This window comes from Promicromonospora kroppenstedtii DSM 19349, assembly GCF_000515355.1.
Classification (GTDB): domain Bacteria; phylum Actinomycetota; class Actinomycetes; order Actinomycetales; family Cellulomonadaceae; genus Promicromonospora; species Promicromonospora kroppenstedtii.
In genome coordinates, this window is record NZ_KI911708.1 from 28,543 (window position 1) to 33,047 (window position 4,505).

General features: G+C 74.5%; 5 protein-coding genes and 1 pseudogene. All 6 read right to left on the reverse strand.

The features are described 5' to 3' along the window. A pseudogene (locus PROKR_RS35470) lies at window positions 1-211 on the reverse strand (Zn-dependent hydrolase); the annotation flags it as partial. Further along, on the reverse strand, window positions 208-1,431 hold the full coding sequence (locus PROKR_RS19290) for a pyridoxal-phosphate-dependent aminotransferase family protein (RefSeq protein ID WP_036965869.1): 1,224 nt from the start codon (window positions 1,429-1,431) through the stop codon (window positions 208-210). The pseudogene PROKR_RS35470 and the gene PROKR_RS19290, both read right to left, overlap by 4 nt. Beyond that, on the reverse strand, window positions 1,428-2,972 hold the full coding sequence (gene allB / locus PROKR_RS19295; protein WP_084800545.1) for an allantoinase AllB: 1,545 nt from the start codon (window positions 2,970-2,972) through the stop codon (window positions 1,428-1,430). Before allB ends, PROKR_RS19290 begins: the two co-directional genes overlap by 4 nt. Then, window positions 2,969-3,913, reverse strand: coding sequence for a factor-independent urate hydroxylase (gene pucL / locus PROKR_RS19300; RefSeq protein WP_036965872.1), 945 nt, complete (start codon window positions 3,911-3,913; stop codon window positions 2,969-2,971). Before pucL ends, allB begins: the two co-directional genes overlap by 4 nt. After that, entirely contained in the window at window positions 3,914-4,207 is a 294-nt protein-coding gene (locus PROKR_RS19305) for a hydroxyisourate hydrolase (RefSeq protein WP_036965875.1), read from the reverse strand. Next, the coding region (locus PROKR_RS19310; RefSeq protein ID WP_281171737.1) for a 2-oxo-4-hydroxy-4-carboxy-5-ureidoimidazoline decarboxylase at window positions 4,204-4,505 on the reverse strand (302 nt) is incomplete at its 5' end. The genes PROKR_RS19310 and PROKR_RS19305, both read right to left, overlap by 4 nt.

Consider the following 4,505-nt stretch of genomic DNA (forward strand, 5'->3'; position numbering starts at 1 on the left):
CGCCGGCCGCGGACCGGCGGCCCCAGATGTTGCCGGCGGCGTCGGTCTCGGTGTCCAGGCCGGCGTCGAGCATCCAGGCGCGCACCGCCGTGTTCGCGGCCGCGTGCTCGGGCGAGAGGTACACCCGCTCCAGGGCGTCCGGGCGCGCCGAGTGCCGCGTCAGGTCGTCGCACCGGGCCATGACCCAGTCGGTGGTGCCGATCGCGGTCACGGGGACGCCTCCTCGTAGACCGCGAGCGCCGCGGTGACGCCGCCGCCGGGCTCCGTGGCGAACCCGGCCCGGCGCAGCTCGTGCTCCAGTGCCGCGAGCGTGGTGAGCACGGCGTCGCGGCGGGCGTTGAAGCCCATGGTGCCGATGCGCCAGACCACGCCGTGCAGGGGGCCGAACGAGGTGCCGATCTCGATGCCGAAGTCGTCCAGGAGGGCGCCACGCACCGCGTCGCCGTCCACGCCGTCGGGGATGCGCACGGCCACGACGTTGTGCATCTTGTGCGCGACGTCGCCGAAGACCTCCAGGCCGAGGCCGCGCACGCCGGCCAGCATCGCGGCGCCGTGCCGGGCGTGCCGGCCGGTGGCCGTGGCCATCCCCTCGGCGACCAGGAGGCGGGCGCACTCGCGCGCGGCGTAGAGCATGGAGGTGGCCTCGGTGTGGTGGTTGAGGCGGCGGGGTCCCCAGTACTCCATGATCTGCGCGAGGTCGAGGTAGTTGGAGCGGATCGGGCTGCCGTGCGGTTCGGCGTCGTCCGCGGTGCGGATCCCGGCCTCGACGTGCCGGCGCCGCTCGATCGTGGCGACCGCGGCGGGCGAGAGGGTCACGGGGGCGCTGCCCGACGGGCCGCCGAGGCACTTCTGCAGCCCGGCCGTGGCGGCATCGACGCCCCACTCGTCGGTGTGGAACGGGTTGCCGCCCAGGGTCGCGGTGGCGTCGACGTACAGGAGCGCATCGTGCTCGTGGGCGATCCGGCCGAGCTCCGCGAGCGGCTGCGCCATGGTCGTGGAGGTGTCCCCGTGCACGACGGCGACGACGCGCGGCCGCACGCGGCGGACGGCGTCCTCGATCTGGCCCGGGTCGAAGACCGTGCCCCACGCCGCCTCGATGGTGTGCACCTCGGCGCCGGCCCGCGCGCCGATCTCGGCGAGCAGGTGCCCGAACCGGCCGAACACCGGCACGAGCACGCGGTCACCGGGCTCCAGCAGCGACACGAGCGCAGCCTCGATGCCGGCGCGCGAGGTGCCGTCCACGAGCAGGGTCTGCTCGTTGGACGTGTCCCAGACCGTGCGCCACAGCACCATGGCCTCGGTCATGGTGTCGGTCATGAACGGGTCGAACTGGCCCACGAGCGGCGCGGCCATGGCGCGCAGCACGCGTGGGTCCGCGTCCACGGGGCCGGGGCCCATGAGCAGCCGGGCGGGCGGGTGGACCTGCCTCATGCGGGCCTCCTGGCCTCGTCGGCGGCAGCACTCCCGGGCCGGGCGATCAGCCGTCCGTCGCCGCGCACGTGCTCGACGTCGTTCGCCGGGCGCCAGGTGCCGCCGTCGAGCTCGCCGTGCACCACGGCCTCGCCGAGCGACCACATCGCTATCCGGCCGCCGAGCACCGTCTCCGTCACCGCCCCGGTGACGGTCCGGCCGTGGTACGCGCTGACGGGGTTCCGGTGCGCCAGCTGCGCCGCGTCGACGGTCGTGACGGTGTCGGGCTCGTAGACGATGAGGTCTGCCGCGGCACCCTCGGCGATGACACCCTTGGGCCGCTCGCCCCGGTCCAGGCCCACGAGCGCGGCCGTGTTCTGGGCCGTCCACCGGGACACCTCCGGCAGCGGCACCCCGCGCCAGCGGGCGGCGTCCGCCAACGCGACGAACCCGGTCTGGAGCCCGGAGATGCCGCCCCAGGCGGCCTGCAGGTCGGTCTCACCGACGGGTCCGCCGAGCACCTTCTCGGCCACGGACGACGGCGAGTGGTCGCTGACCACGCAGTCCAGGATGCCCTCGCGCAGCCCGTCCCACAGGGCGTCCTGGTTGCCCCGGTCGCGGATCGGCGGGCAGCACTTGTACGCGGCGTCGCCGTCGGGCACGTCCTCCGCGGCGAGCACCAGGTAGTGGTGGCACGTCTCCGCCGTGACGGGCAGACCCTCCGCCTTGGCCTCCGCGAGCAGGTCGAGCACCTTTGCCGAGGACACGTGCAGCACGTGCGTGCGCGCGCCGGTCTCGCGCACGGCGTCGAGCAGGGTGCGCACCGCCGTCGTCTCGGCCTCGTCGGGACGGGAGAGCAGGAAGTCGGCGTAGGCGCGCGACGGCGGGTGCGGGGCCCTCGCGAGCACGGCGGGGTCCTCGGCGTGCACGGCGAGCAGGCCGTCGAACCGGACCAGGCGGTCCATCACGACGATCAGCTCGTCCGCGTCGAGCGGCGGGAACTCCGGGACGCCCGAGTCGGCGAGGAAGCACTTGAACCCCAGCACGCCAGCGTCCCAGAGCGGCTCCAGGTCGTCGGCGTTGCCGGGCACGGCGCCGCCCCAGAAGGCGACGTCGACCGGCAGCCGGCCGGACTCCCAGTCGGCGTCGCCGGGAAGCGGGGCCGCCGCGGCCCGCGCCGCCGCCTGCTTGACCCGCAGCGCCTCCACGCTCGTGGTCGGCGGGATCGAGTTGAGCGGCATGTCCACGATGGTGGTCACGCCGCCGTACGCCGCGGCGCGCGCCGCCGAGGTGAACCCTTCCCAGTGGGTGCGCCCCGGCTCGTTGACGTGCACGTGGGTGTCGACGCCCCCGGGCAGGACCACACGGTCGTGCAGCTTCCAGACCGCCGTCGGCCGGGGCGGCGGGGCGCCGAACAGGTCGTCGGCCGGCTGCAGGACGGCGTCGGGGTCGGAGGTGCCCCACCACACCTGGGCGATCCGGTCGCCCTCGGTCCGCACCACCGCCGGGCGTAGCTCACCCTCGACCAGCACCCGCTCGGAACCGATCAGCCTGTCCGTCATACGAATCCTCCGATCGTGGACCACACGGCATGCTCCGGGCCGTCCGGGGTGCTCGGGCCGGCCTCGGACCTCTGGACGGCCGCCTCGATGAGGCCGTAGGGCCGGTCGGCCGCGAAGAACACCTCGCCCGGGTTGTCCAGGCCGAACGGCTCCAGGTCCACCAGGAAGTGGTGGTTGTTGGGGCAGGACAGCCGGATCTCGGCGATGTCGCCGAACGCCTCCAGCACCGCGCGGCCCATCGCGAAGACGGTCTGCTGCAGGGCCAGGGAGTGCAGCTCGGCGAACGTGGTCAGCAGCAGAGCGCGGACGGCGGCGAACCGCTCGTCGTAGTCGGCCGGGCCCGCGGCCTCGGCGAACGACGGCGCGTACCGCCACCAGGCCGTGACGTCGGTCGCGAGGATCCGGTCGTCGGTCTCGGGCAGGGTCGTGTACCGGTCGCGCGGGAACCCGGAGAACTCCGAGCCCGTCGACTTGAGCACCGTGACGTCGCGCAGCCCGGCGAGCACGGTCAGGCCCGCGTCGTCGGCGTGCACCAGCGCGGTGCGGCGCTCGGCGGCGCCACGGACGAAGGAGTGGTCATGGCCGACGGCGCCCGCGGCGCCCCCGGCGGCGTCGGCCCCGATCCGCTCCCAGCCGTACTGCTCCGCACGCCAGCGCCCGCCCGTGACCTGCGGCTCCGCCAGGAAGTGCCGCGCGAGCCGCAGCAGAAGAGTCTCCGGCGATCCGACGCCGTCCCGCGCGAACGCGTACACCGTGTTCTTCTGCGTGTCGGTGGCGATGACGCCGGTGTTGTCCCCGGACTCGTGCGTGGCCCGGAAGTCCCCGCGCAGCTGCGAGGTGATGCTCAGGTCGGTGATGCGGTGCCGCGGGGTGTCACGGTCGACACGCACCAGCCGGACCTCGGCCTTTCCGTACTGGTTGGGACCCAGGACGATCGACATTCAGCTCCCCCGGTAGGTGGTGTAGGCGAACGGGCTCAGCAGGAGCGCGACGTGCGTGTGGTCGGGTCCGAGCACGACGTCGAGCACGACCTGCCCGAAGAACGTCTCGCGGTCCTGCGCCCCGAACCAGTCGCCGACGGCGAACGTCAGCACGTGCCGGCCTGGCGTGACCTCGCCCCAGGCGATGCGGCCGTCGGCGTCGGTCACCTCCCGGCGGTCGCCGAGGGTGACCGAAAGCCCGGCGGCGGGCAGGCCGCGGGCGGCGTCGAGCACGTGGGTCGACGCGGTGCTCACGGCGCCACCGCCGGGGCCGGGGCCGGGGTGTTCTCCTCGACGATCGTCTCGAGCCGCAGCAGGGCGATCTGGCGCAGCTGCTCCGCGGTCACCAGCGCCTCGGTCGCGGGGTCGTTGGCCAGACGCTCGGTGAGGTTGTCAAGGATCTGCTCCGCGGTGCGTCCCGCCGCGCGGACCAGGAAGATGCGGCCGAACCGCTTCTCGTAGGCGGCGTTGCCCTCGGCGATCCGGGCGGCGGTCGCCCCGGCCGCCGTCGGCTGCTCGGTGCGGGCCAGCCGGGCCGCGGTGCCGTCACCCG

Bases quoted from the DNA above. Each gene is read 5' to 3' on its own strand.
- PROKR_RS19290 (WP_036965869.1), bottom strand. From the start codon at position 1,431: ATGAGGCAGGTCCACCCGCCCGCCCGGCTGCTCATGGGCCCCGGCCCC.
- allB (WP_084800545.1), bottom strand. From the start codon at position 2,972: ATGACGGACAGGCTGATCGGTTCCGAGCGGGTGCTGGTCGAGGGTGAG.
- pucL (WP_036965872.1), bottom strand. From the start codon at position 3,913: ATGTCGATCGTCCTGGGTCCCAACCAGTACGGAAAGGCCGAGGTCCGG.